Genomic DNA, 17,616 nt, shown 5'->3' with positions numbered 1-17,616 from the left:
CCCGATCTTGTAACGGCATCAATTTTGGTGCCAGAATTACTATGAGCACAATCAGTCGTGATCGTCATAGGAGCGCCGTAGTGAGCGTGCGGCATAGCGGTGGTTATCGATGGTCTTCGGTAGGGTCGGGTTGCTGACACCAACCTGATTCGAAGGAACCATCGATGACCGACGACATGATGAACCTGCGCGCGCCTGGAGAAGACCCCCGATTGCGATCTCCTGCGCGAGATAATCGGCTTCGCCGCCGAGCGCCTGATGGAGCTTGAGGTGGGGGCCGCCACCGGCGCCGCCTTTGGCGAGAAGACCCGGCTGCGGCTGGCCAACGCAACTGCTATCGCGACCGCGACTGGGATACGCGGGCCGGCACGGTCGAGCTGCGCATTCCGAAGTTCAGGAAAGGCCCCTACTTCCCGTCGTTCCTGGAGCCGCGGCGCATGGCCGGGAAGATAGCCGTCGGCCGAGTTAATATTCTCCGCCCTTTTCAGAATGGAGGCGACGAAGCACTAGCGAGCTCTGAAAACAGATGTCAGGTCACGCCCGCTGCGCCAACTCCGCCAGCCTCTCCGCACAGATCCCCTCGACAAGCCGGTGAAGAGATTCGGTCCGCTCAAGAAGCCAATCAAGCGCTTCGTCGGTGATTTCGAAGTGCTTCGAGTAGCGCGCCTTGACGTAGGCCTCATTGAGGATGTTGTACCAGGCAGTAAAGCGATGCTGGTCGCGCGGCCATGCATCGACGAGCCTACGATCGTGATCCTCGGCGAGTCCTCGAAGGAACTTCAAATTGTGCGAAGGCGGGCTGTAGTTTGTGAGAGTCAACAGAAAGCACGAGTAGGAGGCCTCGATGCTCTGGTGCAATTGGAACGCCGCTAATCTGGGATTTCCCTTCTGAACGAGGAATTTCGCCATATGCATAAAGTCTTTAGCGTCCGGAAAGCGCCTCTCAAAGTGCTCCTTTGCCACCCTAAGGGCATCGGCGGGCGAGAGCCGCTTTGGCTCCGCCAGCGGCCGATCATCGAGTTCGTAGAGGACGATGCCCTCGCGCAGGATGTCGACGAAGAAGTATTGACCATCGGCAAGGAAGTTGTTCACCTCCCGGGCACCATGGACGATCGGGCTGACCGGCGCCGAGATCCCCTTGTCCCACATCAGCCGGTCGGTCGCCTTGTCCCAATATTGCGGTTCGGCAAGCTTCTTCGAATTGACGATGACAAGGATGTCATAGTCGGAGCGGTAACCCTTCATCGTGTGCGGCTCGTCGACGAAAGTGCCGCGGGCATAAGAGCCGAAGAGAATAATCTTCAGGATCCGCCCGCGCTTCTTGAAGGCAGCCGAGCTTCCCTCGAGTGCGTCGGCGAACTCCTCATGGATGATTTCGACGACACGGGCAAGTTCGCGCTGCTTCTCCTCCGGCAGATGTTCAAGGCTCGATCTCATGCACAACCGATACGGCAAACATGACTCGCCGTCTACCGCGGGAGTTCATCGGATCTAGCCTTCTCGCTCCGCGCCGGAAACTCCACGGCCCCATTCAAAGCCTGCTTCGGGCCGGCCGCGTGTCGCGCCCGATCGTTGCCGTTGCTCGGTGCCGGGGCACCCGCTGTCCGAGCGGATTTTCCGTGATCGGCTTCGACGGCACATCACTCGCTAACGCGGCCCGGGCGCAATTGCAGGTGCCCGAGAATCCGGTGCTGGACTCCCGTCAAACGCGCAGGGAGCCGATGCACGGCAATACCACCATGCCGATCTGGCGCTTTGCGCGAGGCCGCGGCTTACGGGACACCGGACGAGGCAGATATGCGCTGGAGTGCCTCTGTGGCTTCGCGGATCGACCTAACGGCCGTGATGCTCCCGGACGATGATGCGCGCTCTGCGCGCGAGCGGCTTTCACTCCAATGCGGCTCGCAGTGCCGTGGCAAACGTATCGAGATCGCTTTTCAGCAAGTAGATGTGCGGAGAAACTCGCATGCCCTCGACAGCTCCACCTTGCGATACTTTTCGTGCACGTGATGCTTCCAGATCCCGTTCGAGCTCCTTCATCTCGGCCGGCGATCGAGAACAAGGTGATTGCCCCAAGGCTGTCGGTGTCGGTGGCCGTATGCAGCCTAAAACCGAGAATGTCACTGGCGAGCGATATCCAGTAACGGGTGAGCGCGTGTAGCCGCGCATGCATCTTCTCCGCGCCGATCCTCCTGTGGAATTCGATTGCGGGCGCAATCACTGCCTGTATCGCCGAATTGTAGGTGCCGAGGTTCCAGTGGTCGAACTTGTCTATATGGCTCAATCTGCCTTTGTGGCACCGGCAAGCAGAACCTCATGTCGAACACTCGCCACTGCCGGATGCGCCCTCGAGATCTTGCGTCGAGGATCTTCCTTGGTCACGGAGAAAAAAGGGGGCACCATTCGCGGTGCCCCAGTCCTGGGAGATTACAACTTGCCCCAGAGCTTCTTGTATTGATCCCGATAGCCGTTGTCGGGATCGAAGGTGTTCTTCGGGCCGCCGTCGAACTCGACATTGTCGGCCGTCACCACGTGCAGCGGCGACAGGTAGCCCGACCATTTTTCGCCGGCGAAGGCGCGGTTCAGCTCGTCGACGAGCTGCCAGCCCTGCAGGTTGAGCGGCTCGGCGACCGTCACCTTCTGGAACTGCCCGGCGCGGATTCGCTGATAGGCGGACTCCGAGCCATCGCCGGCGGCGACGTTGATCGGCGCATCGGTGCCGCCCTTGCCGGCGGCGGCGAGAGACGGTCCCATGAAGTCGAAATAGAGGTCGTTGATCGCCAGCGAATGGGTCCACTGGTCGCCGTATTTCTGCAGGAGCGAGGTGGTCAGCTGCGGCATGCGCTGCGACGTCTCGGCGATCGGCGTGTCGACATATTCGAGCACCTTGCCGCCGAGCGCTTCGATTTCGGCCTTCATCTTGTCGGCCTTGGCAATGGCGATCGCATAGGTCGAGTCGGTGAAGATTACCACGCCGGGCTTGCCCTTGGCGTCCACGAAAGCCCAGTTGGCGGCTGCCTTCGACACTTCCATCGCGTCCGTGCTGACGTTGGCGAAGAGCCCGGTCTTCTCGTCCGGCCCGATCACCGGGCCGGCGTGCCACGCGACGAGGGGGATACCGGCGGCCTTGGCCTGCTCCAGAGCCGGAGCCTGCTCGACGGCGTCGAAGCCGTTGATGATGATGCCGGCCGGCTTCAGCGCCATGGCCTGGCCAAAGGCCGCCGTGCGGCCGCCGATCGAACCGGCACCGTCGATCACCTTCACCTCCCAGCCGATCGCCGCGGCAGCCTCCTCGACCCCGGTAGTGACCCCGAGAATGCCGCCGTTCTTCAGGTCGCCGGCGAGCACGACGATGGTCTTGCCCTCCTGCGCCTTCGGACCCGCGGCCGGACCGTCCCAGGCGGTCACCTTGTTGGCGTATTTGGTGACGATCGCCTCGGCATCGGCCATCGGATCGGCAAAGGCGACACTGGCGCCTATCAGCGCGATTGCCGCAGCCGTGCCTGTCATGAAAGTCCTGCGTTTCATATACCCGTCCTCCCTTGGGTTTGCTTTGATATGCAGATTTCTGAAGTGTTACTTCTTGCCGGCCGGGTCGACGGTTACCGGCGGCGGTTTGCGGGCGACAATCCCGCGCCTGCGCTGCGCATAGCCGGCAATGCCGATCGCCACGAGCAGCGTGACGCCGTTGAAAAGCGGTTCAACGAAGAACGAGCCGCCGACTTGCTGGATGCCGGAGATGCCGACAGCCAGAATGATCACGCCGATCATCGTGCCCCAGACATTGACGCGGCCGGGCTTGATGGTGGTCGAGCCGAGGAAGGCCCCGACGAGTGCCGGCAGCAGATATTCGAGGCCGACACTCGCCTGGCCGATCCGGAGCTTCGAGGCGAGCAGCACGCCGGCCAGCGCGGCGAGCGTGCCCGAGGAGACGAAGGCGCCGATGACGAAGCGGCGCACCGGAATGCCGTTCAAGGCGGCCGCCTTGGGATTGGCGCCGATCGCGTAGACATATCGGCCGATCGGCAGATATTCGAGCACGAGCCACAGCACGACCGCGAGAATGAGCACGTAGAAGCCGGTGATCGGCAGGCCGAGCACCATCGTGCCGTTCAACGCATAGAAGCCTTCCGGCAGGACACCGACCACCTGCCGGCCGCCGGTGTGCCAGAGCGCCAGCGCATAGAGGATGGTTCCGGTGCCGAGCGTGGCGATGAAGGAGTCGATCCGCGCCACCTCGACGAGCAGGCCGTTCAGGAACCCGGTCAGCGCGCCCAGTAGCAGCACGATCACGACGGCGATCGGCCAGGGCACACCGAACATCGTCTGCAGGCTGATCGCCAGGATATGCCAGAGCACGATCCCGTAGCCGACCGTGAGGTCGATGCGACCGGAGGCCATCGGGATCATCGCCGCCAGCGACAGGATGGCGATGATCGCCTTGTCGGAAATGATCGAGCGGACATTGAGGACCGTCGGAAAGGTCTGCGGCAGGAGCAGCGAGAACAGCACGATCAGCAGCAGCGTCAGGATGACGAGGCCGTAGACCGGCAGGAAGCGGATAAGCTTCTGTGCGAGACTCAGTCCGGCAAGCTCGCCGCGGGTCGGTTCAAGCGCGGTGGATTCGATCGACTGCATGTTCTTCTCCCGGAAACTCAGGCGGCTTCGGAGGCCGAGGCGGCGGCAATCACCGCCGCGGTCGTCAATGCTTCGCCCTTGAGCTCGCGGACGATGCGACCACGAGAAAACACCAGGGCGCGATGGCAGATATGGGCGATTTCCTCGAAATCGGTCGAGACGACGACGACGGCGAGCCCCGCCTCGAGCGCCCGGGCGATCAGCCGATAGATGTCAGCCTTGGCGCCGACGTCGACACCCGCGGTCGGGTCTTCGGCGACAAGCAGCTTGCGGCCGGTTGCCAGCCAGCGCCCGACCACGACCTTCTGCTGGTTGCCGCCGGACAGCGCCTCGATCGGCAGGCTCTGGTCGTTCGGTCTCAGCCCGACGCTGTCGCCGATCGCCTCCGCCATGGCAGCCTCCCTTGAGGGCGCGAGAACCGAAAACAGGCCGCGGCCGGAAGCTTGCGGATTGAGGAAAGTATTCTCGCGCAGCGACAGCGACATGGCGACCGATTCCTCCGTGCGGTCGCGGGCGATCAGGCCAACGCCGGAGCGCATCGCCGCCACCGGGCTCGTTAAATCGGGCAGCTCGCCGCCGATCGTCACCGTTCCCGAAAACGGCTGGCAGCCGAACAGGGCACGCCCGACCAGTTCCTGGCCGGCGCCGCGCAGGCCGACGAGGCCGATGAGCTCGCCCTTGAGCACATCGAAGGAGACCGGCCCGACGCCCTGGCAGGCAAGCTGCCTGACGCTGACCACCGCTTCGCCCGGCCGGCTCTGCGCCTTGACGAAGAGCTGGTCGGCCTTGCGTCCGACGATCATCTCGATGAGCTCGTCCGGCGTCGTCTCCGCAACCGGCTTCTGGCCGACGAGACGGCCGTCGCGCAGCACCGCGACGCGATCGGCGATGCGGAAGATCTCGTCGAGCCGATGCGAAACGTAGATCATCGCGACGCCGCGCTCTTTCAGCGGCCGGATGGCATCGAAGAGCCGCTCCACCTCGTCCGCCGGAAGGCTCGCCGTCGGTTCGTCCAGCACCAGCACGTCGGCCTCGACGGCCAAGGCGCGTGCGATCGCCACCAGCGACTTTTCCGTGCGGGTCAGCGCCTGAACGCGGGTCGAGGGATCGAAATCGCAACCGACGAGATGCAGCGCCTCGCGCGCCCGCTCCTCGGTCCGACGCCAGTCGATCAGCCGCGTCCGCATGGAAAAGCCCTGCGCCAGACCGACATTCTCGGCGACCGTCATCCATTCGATGAGGCCGAGGTCCTGGTGGATGAAGGCCACCGGCTGCCGCTTGTTCGGCTTCGGCGGCTGGTTGACATAGGGCTCGCCGCGGAATCGGATCTCGCCGCCATCGGGACGGTAGATGCCGGCGAGCGTCTTGATCAGGGTCGACTTGCCAGCGCCGTTCTCGCCGAGAAGCGCAAGGATTTCACCGGCTTGGAGATCGAGCGAGACCTGGGACAATGCCCGCGTGCCGCCGAACTCCTTGGTGATCGAGCGGAACTCCAAGAGCTTTTGATGATCCATGCGCTCCTCCCAAAGCCGCTGGTTGAGGAGGAGCTTATGTTATCGATAACATGCTGGTCAAGGGGGTATCCACGCAACGCCGGATTTGTGGCTTCGCGCCGGTACTATCGCGCTCTTGCAGGTCTCACCCTAAGGTTGTTTTGGACATGGGAAACCCCGGAAACGGCTTCCGCGGAGTCCTCCGCCCGCCACTTGTCTTTTCGGCCGGAAACGACACCGCCGAGGGTCACTTCGCCGTTCGAAACCGAGACTTCGATGTCGGAAGCGTCGAGCCATGGGTCTTCGGTCAGCCGGTCGTTGACGTCTTCCGCGATCCGCGCATCGGATCGTTTGTAACCGCGCGGCCCTTTTCCCCGGAAGCTCCCCTCTTCCTCGCGGCTCCTGCGGCCGGCGGGCCAGTCCTCCTGGCCGGAGCGGTTCCGGAAGGGCGGCACATTCTCGTAAGGATCGAAGGAACCGAGAGCCTCGATGCGGTGCGCCAGATCCCGACCCGAGAGGCCATGAGGATCGCCGCGGCCGCGGTCCGGATGTCGCAGCGCCTCCGCGGACCATACGCCTTCGCCGCTCCGGTCGCCCCGGCGATCCCACCGCTCCTCGTCAAAACCCCTCTCGCGGAACGATCCGCCATGCCATCCATCGCGACGGCCGCGCCGCGGCTCGGCACGGGCTGGATTTCGTCTCTGGTCCTGCCAATTGTCTTTCATCCACCCTCCTCCGACCTCTTGGAAGAAATGCCCGCCGGTCGATCCGGCGAGCATCGGTGTGTGCGCCGATCGCTACGCCAGGATGACGACGATCTTCAGCGACGACGGTTCGACGATGACGATCCGGCCGTCGGCGAGGACGAAGAACAGATAGCCCTCGTATCTCGGCACGATCTTGATGACGCGCGCCGGGACCGGCCTCAGCTTGACCTTGACGGTTTCCGGAACGGCAACGCCGACCGACACATCGAAGTCGATGTCGATCGGCTCGACCTTTTCTTCTTTGATAATCTGGGTGATCTCGGTCTTCTGCTCCACCGTCACGTCGACCTCCGTGGACGAGCCCGAGGCCTGGCCTTCCTGGGTCTTCTGCTGCTCACCTTCACCCGACTGCTGCTGCTCGGTCTCGCCCTTCTGCTGGGTCTCGCCTTGGGCAGGTTCTTGTTCCGTCCCGGACTTGGAAGCATCGCTGTCGGTCTCTTGCTGCTGACCGGAACTATCCTGGCCTTGCTGCTGTTGTTGCTGCTGCTGCGTGCCGGTTTCCGTTTGCTGCTGCGTGTCGGTGCCGCCCTGCTCGGGCTGCGACTGTTGCTCGCCTGACTGGCCCTGCTGACCAGTCGCTTCGCCACCCTGTTGGGTCGCTCCGCCCTCAGCATCGGGTTGCTGGCCCTGTTCGGCGCCGCCTTGCGGACATTCTGTGCCCTCCGGGCACGCGGTCGTTTGCCCCTGCGCCGGTTGCTCCGTCTGCGCGAGCGCCGGCCCGTAGGCGACGCCCAGGCTCAAGGCAAGGGCGCTTTTGATAAGGATGCCTTTCATCGACTGTTCTCCAGATACACAGTCCCTTCCGCTGGCCAACCGCGAGGCGAAAAGTTTGTTCCCTGGAGGTTCTTGCCCAACCGGAGTTTGCCCTAATCCATAAGGAGTAGGGCATGACATTTCGTTCCCGAACCGTTGCTCCGCTGTTCGTACTTATTTCAGCCATTGATTGTGGAGGCGGCGCGCAGCGTGGAGGCGCGGCTTTGGCCCGTTGGAACAACTTGCCGCGGGCCGGGTTGAAGGCAGCCAGGCTGAAGACGAGAGTGAAAATGAAGCAGCATCTGAAGGCCATCGCCTCGGCGTTGAAACGGCGGCACGCGGTGTTGTTCGTTGGCGCCGGCGTTTCGATGAGCGTTGGCTTGCCATCCTGGAAGACGCTGATCGACCACATGCTGAAGGACCTCGATCTCGATCGCTCCGTGATGAAGGGCCAGGACGTTACCTATCAAACGATCGCCGAGTGCTACCGGCTGGACCATGGAAATATCGATGCGCTCTGTGAATGGATGCGTAAGAGTTGGTGCGTCTCGCCGGAACGCATCAGGAAATCCGCCTTGCATCGTCTGATCGTCAGCCTCGATTTCCCGATCATCTACACCACCAATTACGACAGCAATCTCGAGGTGGCCTACGAGGTTCACGGCAAGCCCCACGCGAAAGTCAGCCACGCTAGAGACATGGCCAGCGCTCCTGCCGGAGTGACGCAGATCATCAAATATCACGGCGACTTCGACGATGTCGAAACGCTCGTCCTGACCGAGACCGACTATTTCAACCGGCTGTCGTTTGACTCGCCGCTCGATGTGCGCTTCCGCAGCGATGTCCTCGGAGCGACTGTGCTCTTCATCGGCTACAGCATGTCAGATCTCAATATCAGGCTGCTCCTGCACCGTATCTGGAGCACCTGGCGGAGATCCGGCTACGATAGCGACCGGCCGCAATCCTACGTCTTCATGTATCGGCCCAATCCGGTGCAGAAGGCGGTCCTGAGCAACTGGGGCGTGACGGTGCTCGACGGAGAAGGGCCCAACCCTCAGGAGGCGCTGCTCGCTTTCATTCGTGCCCTTTGCTCAGAGGTGGGCTATCGTGAGACTAGGCCCAAGTCCCAGAAACTAACGCTTGGTGCATGATTCGACTGTGCCAGTTTCCTCTGCTGTCAAAAGCACAATGTCGGCGCGCCTCAGACTCGAATGCGCACTGTCAGGTGGAAACCGGTAGCTCTGGCAAGTCGTCTGGCACGCGATCCCAAGGAGCATGGCTGTGCCGGAAGAATGACCACGTCGGCTTGAACACCGAGGGATCGTCGAGCGTGCCCGCGTAGATGTTTACGAAGTCGGGAATTACCTCGGGCGTGCTGAAGAGAAGACTGCCACAGGTGGGACAAAAGTGGCGGACTGTCATCTTCCCGCTCCCTCCCCGAGCCGCGTAGCTTCTTGTCTTGCCGCTAATCGTTACCTTCTTTCGTGGCATGCTCATCGCGGGGACATGGCCCGAACCGGAAGCCCTTTGGCAATCCCGACAATAGCAGACCAATGAACAATCCGGATCACCCTCGCACTCGTAGCGCACCGCACCGCACAAACAACCGCCAGCTATCATCGCCATCTCCTGAATCACGCCGGACTCCCTCGAGAGCCGCAGTCCCGATTCTCGCTCTTACGTCAGGATCACTCGATCTCACACTGAGCGGGTAAGCCCGCCATCGACCCGGATATTCTGGCCCGTGATGTAGCCGGCGCCCTCGGAAGCGAGGAAGGCGACGGTGGCGGCGATCTCCTCGCTCGTGCCGTAGCGCTTCATCGGCACGCTGTCGCGGCGGGCTTCGGTGGCCGGCAGGCTGTCGATCCAGCCCGGCAGGACGTTGTTCATGCGAATATTGTCCTTGGCATAGCTGTCCGCATAAATCTTCGTGTAGGCGGCGAGCCCGGCGCGGAAGACCGCGGAGGTCGGAAACATCTCCGAAGGCTCGAAGGCCCAGGCCGTCGAGATGTTGATGATCGAGCCCGAGCCCTGGCCCTGCATGATCGGCGTCACCAGCCGCACCGCGCGGATGACGTTCATCAGGTAGGTGTTGAGTCCCTTGTGCCAATCGTCGTCGCTGATTTCGACAATCGGTGCGCGCGGCCCATGACCGGCGCTGTTGACGAGCACATCGATCCGCCCCCAGGTCGAGAAGGCAAGATCGACGAGCGTCTTCAGGTCCTCGTTCGACTGGTTCGAGCCGGTGACCCCGACGCCGCCGAGTTCCTTGGCCAGCGCCTCGCCCTTGCCGGAGGAGGAAAGAACCGCGACCCTGTAGCCGTCCGCGGCGAGCCGCCGCGCCGCTGCCGCCCCCATGCCGCTGCCGCCTGCCGTCACGAGCGCCACTCTGTCCTGTGCCATAACCTGTCCTTTCGCCTGTCGATTCGGCCGAGTTTGACATGCCGTGCGGCCCGCGCAAAGCCGAGTGCGTCCGATCGATGCGGGACTGGCTCATCGCCAGAGCCGCGCCAACCGCCAACGGACGTCGCGAATAGAGCCCGATTTCGGAACGACGTCCGCGACATCTGCGCAATTCGGATATTCCAGCGCGATCAGGCTATCAGCAGGGCGCGTTATTTACCGAAGTCTAATGTTTTCAATGGACCATGGGCTCGGTTCGTTCCTGCTCGCATACTGAGGATTGGCGACAGATCGCTTCGGCGCCTGCCGCAGAGCGGAGATCGGACCCTAGAATTGGCAAGGCCGCGATGCACCTCGCATCGGCCTTCGATGCGGTGTGGTCCTGGGCATTTAGAATGAATACGCATTCGGTAGAGAGCCGCTTCATACTGATCGTCTCCAGCGCTCTCCTGCTGCTGATCGCCCCGCTCTTCGCGCTCTTCTTCTACCTTTCGAACGAGCGCGCCTATCGCGACGTCATCGATCATGGCCAGGTCCTGCTCAAGGCCAACTCTCTTGCCCTCGGCAAGCCGCTCTGGGATTTCGACGAGGAAAGCGTCCGGCAGATCGCCGGCACGATTCTCGCCGATCGTTCAGTGGTTTCCGTCCGGGTCCACGAGGTCGCCGGCGGGCTCGACGTCAGGCTGCCGGAGCGCACCCGCGATAAGGATGCGCCCGGTGAGATCCTGTCCACCCCCGTCCACTACCGCTCGGTCGATGGCACCAAGACTGTCGGCAGCCTGGAAATCGCGCTGCGGCAGCGCGACCTCCGCTCCGATTTCGAGTTCGACGATGCCGTCTATATCGGCATCTTTCTGTTTGCGATCGTGATCATCACCGCGGCGGCCATCCTGGGCAACCGCCTGATGGTGACGCGGCCGCTGCTCCGCCTGACGCACGCCATCGAGGCGACGCGCCGGCTCGGGTCGCGCCATGTGGTCGACTGGGTATCGGCCGACGAAATGGGAATGCTGGCTGCCAACTTCAACGAGATGCAGGCGCGCCTCGCCCAGGAGGAAAACGATCTCAAACGTGCCCATCAGAAGACGACGCGCCTCTACAACCTCACGCCGGCGAAGCTCTATTCGATCGATGACGACGATCGCCTGACGGCGGTGAGCGACTATTGGCTGCTCGCCACCGGCTATGATCGCCAAACGGTCATCGGCCGCCCTTTCGCCGATTTTCTCGACCCGGCGACGCGCCGCGCCTACGAGAACCGCAGGCGCCGGGCGAGCGAAGACGTGGAAGGCGCCACGGTCACCGTCAAGTTCAGATGCGCCGACGGACGGCTGATCGACGTCCTGATCAAGGAGGCGCAGGCCTTCGAGGCGGACGAGACGCTGTCGCTCGCCGTCATGACCGATGTCACGGAACTGAAGACCGCCGAACAGCGCAACCATGTGCAGGCGATCACCGACCATTTGACCGGCCTCCTCAACCGCCCCGGCTTCGAGACGGCGCTCGACGCGGCGATTCAGCAGACGGCCGCGGACGGCGGAGAACTCGCCTGTCTGCTCATCGACCTCGACCGCTTCAAGCCGATCAACGACAATCTCGGTCATGCTGCCGGCGACGAGGTCTTGCGGCAGATCGCCGGCCGCATCCGCGCTCAAGTGCGCGGCCAAGACAAGGTCGGGCGCCTCGGCGGCGATGAATTCGTCGTGCTGATCCCCGCAGCGAAGGCTGAGAACGCCGCCCTGCAGATCTCCGAGCGCATCGCCGCCGCCTGCTCGGAGCCGGTGGTGGTGGACGGCAACTCGCTGTCGCTGAGCGCCAGCATCGGCATCGCGCTCTATCCTGCCCAGGCCAGGAGCGCCGCCGAGCTGCTGCAGAAGTCGGACATGGCGATGTACGCCCGCAAGCACAATGGCAAGAACGGCGCGAAACTCTTCGACCCTCTGATCGCGAGCCTTGCGCAGGATAGGCTGAAGATCGACACCTATATCGAGGACGGGCTCAGGCAGGACTGGTTCGACGTCCATCTGCAGCCGATCGTCGATCTCAAACTCGGGAAGGTCGCCGGCTTCGAAGCGCTGATGCGCCTCAACCATCCGGAACACGGCGTACTGCCGCCGGCGGACATTATTCGGGTCGCCGAAGAAACCGGCGCGATCCTCAAGATCGGCGAGCGCATCTTCGAAAAGGCCGTGGCCCACCTCGCCCGCCTCTCCTGCGTTCCGGGCCTCGAAAACGCCTATCTCGCCGTCAACTTCTCGCCGCTGCAATTCTGCCCGAAACTGCCGGCCGCCACGGCTGCGACCCTGATGCAATGGGGAATCCCCCCGGGCCGCATCGTCATCGAGATCACCGAAGCGGTGCTGATGCATCACAGCCCCGACATTCGTGACGTCCTTGGCGCGCTGAGCGGCGCCGGGATGAAGATCGCTCTTGACGATTTCGGCACCGGCTATTCCTCACTCAGCTATCTCGTCCATTTCCCGGTCAGCATCATCAAGATCGACCAGGCCTTCACCCGGTCGCTGACCGATGACAGCGAAACGGTCCGCCGGCGGGTGCGAAAGCTCATCGCCGGCATTCAAATGGTCGCCAAGGAACTGAATTGCCAGGTCGTCGCCGAGGGCATCGAGACCGACGAGCAGTTGAGCACGCTCCTCTCCATGGAAGTGAACTGCGGGCAAGGGTATTTCCTCGGGCGTCCCCAGCCCGTCACCGACATTCTTTCCGGACTTCAGATAGAGCACCGGCCGCTGCTGGCCGTGCCAGGGACCTGACGATGAAACAGCTCTTCCTCCTGATGACACTTCTCTTTCCGCTCGCCACCCAAGCCGCGGAGGTGAAATTCGTGACCGAATCCTACCCGCCCTTCAATTTTCGCGAAAGCGAAGTCTACAAGGGCGCTTCAGTCGAGCAGGTCCGGCTTCTCATGGACGATGCAGGTCTAAAATACACGATGGAGATGATGCCCTGGGCCCGGGCGCTCTTCCTGGCCGAGAGCCAGGAGATGCATTGCGTTTTCACCACCGTCCACAACCAGGAGCGCCACGGTCGCTTCAAATGGGTCGAGCCTCTCCTGAAGAGCCGCACGGTGCTGATCCGCAAGGCGGGCTCGCCCGTCGATCCGAAGACGCTCGACGAGGCGAAAGCTTTCAAGGTCGGCACCCAGCGCGACGACTTCACCCAAACGATTCTCGAGGAGAACGGTTTTCCGCGCATCGATCTCGCCACCGACCTGGAACTGACGCTCAAGAAGCTGCTCACCGGTCGCATCGACCTGATGCCGATCTCGGAGAAATATTTCGACAAGCTGAAGCGCGACGGAGCGCCGATTGAATCGACGGTCGTCCTTGCCGAGGACATCTACTCGATCGCCTGCAATCCTTCCATACCGGACGAGCTCATCGGCCGGATGCAGAAGGGCCTCGACAAGGTCATCGCCGACGGCACGCAGGCACGCCTGTTCGAGAAATACGGCCTCGCAAGCGAAGAGCAGAAGTAGGCCGCTGGTCTAGCGCATCGGCCCGAAAATCGGAATCGATTTTTGGAAGGGAAGATGCGTATATTCAAAGTGTTACAGCGTCCTTTGCGCGTCTGAAAAGACGCGCGGCGATGTAGGCCGCCGGCGGACGGCGCTATATGATCGGCGGAGTTCACGCCTTCGGGAAGAGGCTGCGACAGATGTCCCGTATCCTGATCATCATCGGCCTCATCATCGTCGCCGTCGGTATTCTCTGGCCCTGGCTGACGCGCATCGGCTTCGGCAGGCTGCCGGGCGACATTCTGATCGTGCGCGAAAACGTCTCCATCTATATCCCGATCACCACCGGCCTCATCGTCAGCATCCTGCTGACGGTCGTCCTCTGGCTCACTAACCGGTAGGGCTCGCGCACGACCGCCGTTACAGGAAAGGAACGAATCCGGTTTCCCTCGGTTAAGTGCTGGAAAGATAACATCCTGAATTCCAAGGGAGCTTTTCATGAGCGACCCGATCTATCCGAGTCCCGCAACAGCGCCTGCCGAGCCTTTGGTCTCCATGGCGCCGAGGAAGCTCGATTGGGCGGCGATCTTCGCCGGCGTCGTCCTGGCGCTGGCAGCCCAGTTCCTGCTCAATCTCCTCGGCGTCGGCCTCGGAGCGGCGGCCTTCGACCCTGGCAGCGGTGACAACCCGGGTCCCGGCACCTTCTCGATCGCCAGCGCCATCTGGTTCGCTTTATCGGGCATCGTCTCCGCCTTCGCCGGCGGCTATGCGGCCAGCCGCCTGTCGGGGCGTTCCGGTACGACGACGGGGGCCTATCACGGGCTGACGAGCTGGGCGGTGACCACACTGATCGTCGTTTATCTGCTGACGACCTCGGTCGGCACGCTGCTCGGGGGCGCGCTGAGCGGCCTCTCCTCGGTGGTTGGCGGCGCCGGGCGCACCGTTGCGACGGTCGCAACAACGGCGGCACCTGCCCTTTCGACCGCAAACGACCCTTTCGCCGACGTCGAGCGGCAGATCCGCGAGACGATCGGCGGCGATGATCCCGCCGCTGTGCGGGATGCTGCCGTGGCGTCGATCCGCGCCCTCGTCACCGGCAACGAGTCAGAGGCGGAAGAGGCGCGCAACCATGCAGCGCAAGCCCTTGCGCGGGCCCAGAACATCCCGCCGGATCAGGCCCGCGCCCGCGTCGACGAGTACGAGCAGACCTATCGTTCGGCTGTCGAGGATGCGCGACGGAAGGCCGCCGATGCGGCGGATACGGCCGCGACCGTCGTCTCCAGCGGCGCATTTCTCGGCTTCTTCTCGCTGCTGCTCGGCGCCGCCGCCGCCTGGCTCGGCGGCTGGTACGGCACGCGTCGCCTCGATGGGCTGACGGACGTGTCATGAGCGGGACAAAACCGGCCCTGAGCTTGGCCCCGTGGCAGCGATGCCTCAGGGGCGGGCAAATCAGACAATCGCCCGATCCCAGCCGCCGTAATGCTCCTCGCTGCGCGTCCCGCGCGGCAGGCTGAGGGCGATCAGGCCGAGGCCGGCGAGGATATCCGCCACACTTGCAACGGTGCCGCCACCGGAAAGCAGGAACGGTGAGGCGGCGACCCAGGCGCCGAGCGCGACATTGAGAAAGCGCACCGGACGCGCCACCTCGGCCATTGCCGTGACGGCGACCATGATGACGAGACAGCCGACCACATGATCGCTGTAATAGAGCGGCGGAGAGCTGCCGAAGATCAGCGGTGTCGTCATCAGCATCGCGCCGAGACCCACGCTTGCCACCAGCGTCCACGGGAAGTTCACCCCGCCGGTAATGAACTCCTTCAGAAGTTCGGAAGCCGGCCGGTCGAGATCGGGCGCCGGCGACTGGTTTTCGGACAAGGCCGGGCCGCCCACCCAGAAGGTGCGCCAGAACGGCTCGCCCGCCTTTGTCGCCCGCCAGAGATATTGCACGGCGGCCAGCACCTCGTCGATCGAATAGGGGATCAGCACGACGGTGACGGCCGCCTGGACGATGCAGAGCGTGCAGAGCGCGCCGATCAGCGGCGGCTGGATGATGATGAAGGAGACGCTGACCACGCCGAGCGGGATGATCAGCAGGCCGAAGAGCAGCACCATCCATGGCATGGTGCGCCAGCGACGCCGGTCGCCGATTGCGCCGGCGAGGATGTCGAGCCCATAGGCAAAAGCGCCGAAGCCGGCATCGGCGATCGGAAAGCCCTTCGAGACCCAGGACGTCACCACCGCTTCGCTGCCGTTGCGGACGGGAGCTCCGCCCGGACCGAAGAACGGGTCCCAGAGGCCATCGACATGCCCCATCTGATAGGCTGCGAGATAGCGTGAGACGAACAGGCCGACGAAGGCGAGCGCGACGATGGGAATGCGCTGCGTGAAGGCGGAAGGCGAATAGCTCCAGCCAAGCGGCCGGTCGTCATCCGCCGCCAGCGCCCGGCTGCTGATGCCGGGCGTCGGCGGGATCATCACGGCAAAGACCGGGATCAGCAGCCCGACCAGCGTGTCGATGGCATAGGCGGCAGCGCTGGTCGTCCAGAAGACGAGCGGCGCCAGCATGATCCAGACGCCAAGTGCGGCAGTGATCCACTGTGTCCAGGACCAGCGGCGATACATGCCGAGAAGCGCAAAGAAGACGACGAGCAGTCCCGACAGGACCTCGCTGGTGCCAAGCCGCGCATTGCGGATATCGGCGGCTGCGATCTCGTGCCCGAGGGCGGGCGGTGGCGGGACGGTCACCGGATCGAAAAGGCCGAGCGTCATCGGCGAGGCGACGAGCCACAGCCCCAGCGCGACATTCGCCATCGGCGCCCAAAGGGTGAGGAGCCGTTGGCGTTCGACGGCGGCCTCCACTTGCGGGTGGCTGCGTTCCAGCGGCTTATCGAGCCTTCGTTTTGCCTGCTCGATCTCCGGCTGCGAAGCTGCGACGGTGGAGGGCTCGAGCTTGTTCTTCTCGTACCAGTCGGTCGGATCCTCTTTGAGCCGCCGGATCATCTCCGGCAGCGTGCGGGAGAGGCGGTGTCTCGGCTCCCAGCCGATCAGGCTGCGCGCGCGGGATATGTCGATCTCGAAATGATCGTCGGAATTCTCGATCATCCACGGCCTGATGTCGCTCTCCTGGTCGAGAACCTCCGTCTGCATCCATGACCCCGTCTTGGCGAGCCCCTTGGGGAGCACGAAGGTGCGCCAGTCCTCCCCGTGCAGAAGCCGACCGATGCGCTTCTGCAGCTCCCCATAGGAAAGCGTTTCCTCCTCGCCGATCAGCATCACGCTTTCCGCCGGCAATTCGGCGCGCCGGTTGACTGTGCGCACGAAGGCTTCGACCAGGTCGTCCTTGTGCAGATACGGCTGCCCCGCTTCGAGATCGCCGGTGAACAAATAGGCGGTCGGCAGCCGCTCGAAGATGCGGGCAATCTGCTGGGCGATGAAGGCGGCCCGGCAATCCTCGTCGTAGACCCCGGCGAGCCTGAGGATCACCGTCTTGATCTGCCCGCGCTCGTCGGCAATCACCGCTTCCGTCTCCGCCTTCGACTGCGGATAGGCCCAGGAAGGCTCGAGCGGTGCATCCTCGTCGATCCTTGCGCCCTTTTCCGAGCTCGGCGCGTGCACCAGCAGGGTGCTGGAAAAGATGAACTGCTCGGTCTCGAGTGTCTTCAGCGCCGCAAGCAGCCGGCGCGTCCCCTGAACATTGACCGCATCATATTTCGGGTCGTCCTCACCGGTCGTGTCGTAATAGGCGGCGAGGTGGATCACCGAGGCGACGCGACCGCCGCTCCGCTTGCGCACCTCCTCCACGGCCTTCTTGACGCTGTCTTCGGAGGTCAGGTCGATCTCGATCGTCTCGAGGCGGTTCGACGCGCCTTTCGGCGCAGCCACGTCCAGGCCGATGACGCGGTAGCGGTCCTGAAGGCCGCGCGCGATCGCCTGTCCGAGAAAACCACTCGAGCCGGTGATGAGGACCGTCGGTCGATCTGTCTCGTTCGGCATTTCTTGAAACCCTCGCGGGAGTTGCGTTGCAAACGCCGCTTTGATGGGAAGGTTCCGATCCACATCGTCCGGGACGCTCGGGGCGCCGCCG

14 protein-coding genes and 1 pseudogene are annotated in these 17,616 nt (G+C 63.4%); 6 read left to right on the top strand and 9 right to left on the bottom strand.

The window, feature by feature from the left end; translation table 11 throughout:
* Nucleotides 1–164 precede the first annotated feature (164 nt).
* Nucleotides 165–449 (top strand): annotated as a pseudogene (locus ATC00_RS30975) (transposase); the annotation flags it as partial.
* A gap of 85 nt (nt 450–534) precedes the next feature.
* Here ATC00_RS30975 and ATC00_RS12850 read toward each other — a convergent pair.
* From ATC00_RS12850 to ATC00_RS12825, 6 genes are all read right to left on the bottom strand, one after another.
* Nucleotides 535–1,437 (bottom strand): nucleotidyltransferase and HEPN domain-containing protein, encoded by a 903-nt coding sequence (locus tag ATC00_RS12850; RefSeq protein ID WP_064253049.1) that lies wholly within the window; start codon nt 1,435–1,437, stop codon nt 535–537.
* 990 nt (nt 1,438–2,427) lie between these two features.
* On the bottom strand, nt 2,428–3,528 hold the full coding sequence (locus ATC00_RS12845; protein ID WP_064253048.1) for an ABC transporter substrate-binding protein: 1,101 nt from the start codon (nt 3,526–3,528) through the stop codon (nt 2,428–2,430).
* 48 nt (nt 3,529–3,576) lie between these two features.
* Nucleotides 3,577–4,638 carry an ABC transporter permease gene (locus ATC00_RS12840; protein ID WP_064253047.1) on the bottom strand — a complete coding sequence of 354 codons (1,062 nt, stop codon included), beginning with the start codon at nt 4,636–4,638 and terminating at the stop codon, nt 3,577–3,579.
* Nucleotides 4,639–4,655: 17 nt separating this feature from the next.
* Complete coding sequence (locus ATC00_RS12835; protein ID WP_064253046.1) at nt 4,656–6,152, bottom strand: sugar ABC transporter ATP-binding protein; 1,497 nt, start codon at nt 6,150–6,152, stop codon at nt 4,656–4,658.
* A gap of 104 nt (nt 6,153–6,256) precedes the next feature.
* Nucleotides 6,257–6,856: a BON domain-containing protein gene (locus ATC00_RS12830; protein ID WP_064253045.1), complete on the bottom strand. Its 600-nt coding sequence runs from the start codon at nt 6,854–6,856 to the stop codon at nt 6,257–6,259.
* A gap of 72 nt (nt 6,857–6,928) precedes the next feature.
* Complete coding sequence (locus ATC00_RS12825) at nt 6,929–7,672, bottom strand: DUF1236 domain-containing protein (RefSeq protein ID WP_064253044.1); 744 nt, start codon at nt 7,670–7,672, stop codon at nt 6,929–6,931.
* 269 nt (nt 7,673–7,941) lie between these two features.
* Here ATC00_RS12825 and ATC00_RS12820 point away from each other — a divergent pair, with 269 nt between their 5' ends.
* Nucleotides 7,942–8,802, top strand: a complete 861-nt coding sequence (locus ATC00_RS12820; RefSeq protein WP_064253043.1) for an SIR2 family NAD-dependent protein deacylase — start codon at nt 7,942–7,944, stop codon at nt 8,800–8,802.
* 70 nt (nt 8,803–8,872) lie between these two features.
* Here ATC00_RS12820 and ATC00_RS34030 read toward each other — a convergent pair whose 3' ends face one another.
* Together ATC00_RS34030 and ATC00_RS12815 are read right to left on the bottom strand one after the other, a co-directional pair.
* Nucleotides 8,873–9,271 (bottom strand): GFA family protein, encoded by a 399-nt coding sequence (locus tag ATC00_RS34030; RefSeq protein WP_272937309.1) that lies wholly within the window; start codon nt 9,269–9,271, stop codon nt 8,873–8,875.
* Between the two features lie 78 nt (nt 9,272–9,349).
* The gene (locus ATC00_RS12815; protein ID WP_064253042.1) at nt 9,350–10,054 is read right to left on the bottom strand and encodes an SDR family oxidoreductase; all 705 of its coding nucleotides are present in this window, start codon (nt 10,052–10,054) and stop codon (nt 9,350–9,352) included.
* 395 nt (nt 10,055–10,449) lie between these two features.
* Between ATC00_RS12815 and ATC00_RS12810 the strand changes: the two genes are divergently transcribed.
* The 4 genes from ATC00_RS12810 to ATC00_RS12795 all read left to right on the top strand — a co-directional run bounded on the left by ATC00_RS12810 (nt 10,450) and on the right by ATC00_RS12795 (nt 14,921).
* Nucleotides 10,450–12,828, top strand: coding sequence for a putative bifunctional diguanylate cyclase/phosphodiesterase (locus ATC00_RS12810; protein WP_064253078.1), 2,379 nt, complete (start codon nt 10,450–10,452; stop codon nt 12,826–12,828).
* Between the two features lie 2 nt (nt 12,829–12,830).
* A complete protein-coding gene (locus ATC00_RS12805; RefSeq protein ID WP_064253041.1) occupies nt 12,831–13,553 on the top strand; it encodes a substrate-binding periplasmic protein in 723 nt (240 codons plus the stop codon).
* Between the two features lie 179 nt (nt 13,554–13,732).
* Nucleotides 13,733–13,933, top strand: a complete 201-nt coding sequence (locus ATC00_RS12800) for a DUF2905 domain-containing protein (protein ID WP_064253077.1) — start codon at nt 13,733–13,735, stop codon at nt 13,931–13,933.
* Between the two features lie 97 nt (nt 13,934–14,030).
* Complete coding sequence (locus tag ATC00_RS12795) at nt 14,031–14,921, top strand: hypothetical protein (RefSeq protein ID WP_064253040.1); 891 nt, start codon at nt 14,031–14,033, stop codon at nt 14,919–14,921.
* A 60-nt stretch (nt 14,922–14,981) separates the two neighbouring features.
* On the opposite strand, the gene ATC00_RS12790 is transcribed toward ATC00_RS12795, so the two are convergent.
* On the bottom strand, nt 14,982–17,525 hold the full coding sequence (locus tag ATC00_RS12790; RefSeq protein WP_064253039.1) for an NAD-dependent epimerase/dehydratase family protein: 2,544 nt from the start codon (nt 17,523–17,525) through the stop codon (nt 14,982–14,984).
* Nucleotides 17,526–17,616: the final 91 nt, after the last annotated feature.

Source organism: Sinorhizobium americanum (assembly GCF_001651855.1).
In the GTDB taxonomy this organism is placed as follows: Bacteria; Pseudomonadota; Alphaproteobacteria; order Rhizobiales; family Rhizobiaceae; genus Sinorhizobium; species Sinorhizobium americanum.
This window is presented reverse-complemented; position numbering and strand designations above follow the sequence as displayed.

What these genes read in the sequence shown, in the direction of transcription:
- ATC00_RS12850 (WP_064253049.1), bottom strand. Translation starts at nt 1,437, where the DNA reads ATGAGATCGAGCCTTGAACATCTGCCGGAGGAGAAGCAGCGCGAACTT.
- ATC00_RS12795 (WP_064253040.1), top strand. Translation starts at nt 14,031, where the DNA reads ATGAGCGACCCGATCTATCCGAGTCCCGCAACAGCGCCTGCCGAGCCT.
- ATC00_RS12835 (WP_064253046.1), bottom strand. Translation starts at nt 6,152, where the DNA reads ATGGATCATCAAAAGCTCTTGGAGTTCCGCTCGATCACCAAGGAGTTC.
- ATC00_RS12830 (WP_064253045.1), bottom strand. Translation starts at nt 6,856, where the DNA reads ATGAAAGACAATTGGCAGGACCAGAGACGAAATCCAGCCCGTGCCGAG.
- ATC00_RS12815 (WP_064253042.1), bottom strand. Translation starts at nt 10,054, where the DNA reads ATGGCACAGGACAGAGTGGCGCTCGTGACGGCAGGCGGCAGCGGCATG.
- ATC00_RS12810 (WP_064253078.1), top strand. Translation starts at nt 10,450, where the DNA reads ATGAATACGCATTCGGTAGAGAGCCGCTTCATACTGATCGTCTCCAGC.
- ATC00_RS12805 (WP_064253041.1), top strand. Translation starts at nt 12,831, where the DNA reads ATGAAACAGCTCTTCCTCCTGATGACACTTCTCTTTCCGCTCGCCACC.
- ATC00_RS12825 (WP_064253044.1), bottom strand. Translation starts at nt 7,672, where the DNA reads ATGAAAGGCATCCTTATCAAAAGCGCCCTTGCCTTGAGCCTGGGCGTC.
- ATC00_RS12800 (WP_064253077.1), top strand. Translation starts at nt 13,733, where the DNA reads ATGTCCCGTATCCTGATCATCATCGGCCTCATCATCGTCGCCGTCGGT.
- ATC00_RS34030 (WP_272937309.1), bottom strand. Translation starts at nt 9,271, where the DNA reads ATGATAGCTGGCGGTTGTTTGTGCGGTGCGGTGCGCTACGAGTGCGAG.
- ATC00_RS12820 (WP_064253043.1), top strand. Translation starts at nt 7,942, where the DNA reads ATGAAGCAGCATCTGAAGGCCATCGCCTCGGCGTTGAAACGGCGGCAC.
- ATC00_RS12840 (WP_064253047.1), bottom strand. Translation starts at nt 4,638, where the DNA reads ATGCAGTCGATCGAATCCACCGCGCTTGAACCGACCCGCGGCGAGCTT.
- ATC00_RS12790 (WP_064253039.1), bottom strand. Translation starts at nt 17,525, where the DNA reads ATGCCGAACGAGACAGATCGACCGACGGTCCTCATCACCGGCTCGAGT.
- ATC00_RS12845 (WP_064253048.1), bottom strand. Translation starts at nt 3,528, where the DNA reads ATGAAACGCAGGACTTTCATGACAGGCACGGCTGCGGCAATCGCGCTG.